Below are 2,171 nucleotides of genomic sequence, written 5' to 3'. Positions count from 1 at the left end.
AACTGGCTGAATTCTTTCCCAAAACCAAAGCAGCCTGACGCAGGCATGATTGGGTTTTTCAAATTCAAGCCAGGCAATTGAATGGCTAGTGGATTCATATGACAACCTCCCCTGCGGCGAATACCGGACCATCGCTGCATACTTTTTTATATGAGAAGCCATTTGGATCCTCTTTCGTATGACAAACACATGCGAAGCATGCCCCGATACCGCAGCCCATACGTTCTTCTAGCGATAGATAGGTTTTAGGCGCATATACTCCCGACTCAATTGCCCTCAGCATCGGAGTTGGGCCGCAGGCAAACACGATGTCTGCATAGATTTCTGAAAGAATATCGGTTACATAACCTTTCTTTCCATATGACCCGTCTGCTGTCGCAACATACACTTCCCCGTATTTCGCTAATTGCTTTTCGTAGAAAACATTACTTGCTGACTGGAATCCTATGATACTGATAACCGATACACCCTTATGTGCCAGCTGTTTCGCAAGCTCAAACATTGGAGGTACTCCGACTCCTCCACCAACAAGAACTGCAGTGTTTCCCACCGTCGCTTCATCTACAGGGAATCCATTTCCTAATGGTCCAAGTATATCAACCTCGTCACCAGCTCTTTTATCAGCAAGCATGGATGTACCTCTGCCCTGCTTGCGGTATATGATTGTGAATGTTCCGCTATCCTTATCGATTGCAGCAATGCTGATTGGCCTGCGAAGGAGCGGATCAAACCCATCCGCCACCTTTACATGGACAAATTGCCCTGGGTCTGACATTTCATTGGTAATATCTCCGCATAAAACCAGCTCAAAAATACTTTCAGCGATTTGCCTGTTACTCACAATCTTGCAGTTCTCTTGCTTGATCATAAAAGGACACCTGCTTTACCAGCCCCCATCGGTGCTAAAGCTTCCGCTGAGAATGTCATCGATTCTATGACTTTGAGAATTGCTGCCGCTGTATCGAGTGAGGTTAAGCATGGCACACCATTTTCTACCGACTCACGGCGGATTCGGAAGCCATCCCTCTGAGGCTGTTTTCCTTTAGTCAGTGTATTGATGACAAACTGCGCTTCACCGCTGCGGATGACATCTAATAGGTTATGGCCTTCTGAACCAATCTTGCCAACCGTTTTAACACGCACCCCTGCATTTTCCAAATATTTTGCCGTTCCTTCTGTCGCCATCAATTGATAGCCGATATTCGCAAATCTTTTGGCAAGATACAAGGCTTCCTCCTTATCCTTATCAGATACTGTTAAAAGGACTGTGCCGAATTCCTGAATTTTCATTCCGGCAGCAATCATCCCTTTATAAAGAGCTTTTTCAAGCGTGGTATCTTTGCCCATAACTTCGCCAGTCGATTTCATTTCTGGTCCAAGCGTAATGTCAACGCGGCGCAATTTTTCAAAAGAAAACACCGGTACCTTAACAAACACTCCGTCTTGTTCTGGCACAATGCCTGATTCATAGCCCTGCTCTTTCAAGTTTTGGCCAAGTATCACCTTTGTTGCGATTTTTGCCATTGGCACGTTCGTAATTTTACTAAGGAATGGAACAGTACGGCTAGAACGCGGGTTTACCTCAAGCACATAGACTTCCTCATTCGTAATGACATACTGAATATTCAGCAGTCCGACGATATTCAATCCTCTTGCCAGATCCATTGTGTAGGATACCAGCTTTTGTTTCACACACTCACTTAGACTTTGCGGAGGGTAAACACCTATTGAATCTCCAGAGTGTACTCCCGCTCTCTCTATATGTTCCATGATTCCTGGGATCAGTACTGTTTCGCCATCTGATATTGCATCGACTTCTACTTCTTTACCTGTTAGATAACGGTCTATCAATACAGGATATTCTGGGTTGATTTTTACTGCATTCTTCATGTAATGCATGAGTTCGGATTCCTTATAGACAATTTCCATTGCCCTGCCGCCTAGCACATAAGATGGACGGACAAGAACCGGATAAACGATCTCAGCAGCGATTTCAGCAGCTTCTTCTACAGACATTGCCGTTTTCCCCTTTGGCAGAGGGATGTTAAGATCTGCAAGTGCGTGTTCAAACTTATCACGGTCCTCGGCACGGTCTAGATCCTCAAGGCTCGTTCCGAGGATCTTCACACCTCGTTCTACAAGCTTTGAAGCTAGATTGATAGCCGTTTGCC

General features: G+C 45.3%; 2 protein-coding genes and 1 pseudogene. All 3 read right to left on the bottom strand.

The window, feature by feature from the left end; translation table 11 throughout:
• Positions 1–98, bottom strand: a pseudogene (locus WB217_RS14395) (dihydroorotate dehydrogenase catalytic subunit); the annotation flags it as partial.
• Positions 95–868 carry a dihydroorotate dehydrogenase electron transfer subunit gene (locus WB217_RS14390; protein ID WP_423993921.1) on the bottom strand — a complete coding sequence of 258 codons (774 nt, stop codon included), beginning with the start codon at positions 866–868 and terminating at the stop codon, positions 95–97. The gene WB217_RS14390 and the pseudogene WB217_RS14395, both read right to left, overlap by 4 nt.
• Positions 865–2,171: ATP-grasp domain-containing protein (locus WB217_RS14385; RefSeq protein WP_423993920.1), on the bottom strand; the 1,307-nt coding region annotated here is incomplete at its 5' end. The genes WB217_RS14385 and WB217_RS14390, both read right to left, overlap by 4 nt.

Source organism: Mesobacillus sp. (assembly GCF_049588175.1).
Classification (GTDB): domain Bacteria; phylum Bacillota; class Bacilli; order Bacillales; family Cytobacillaceae; genus Mesobacillus.
Note: the sequence above shows the minus strand (reverse complement) of the source record. Positions and strands in the feature narration are given on the sequence as shown.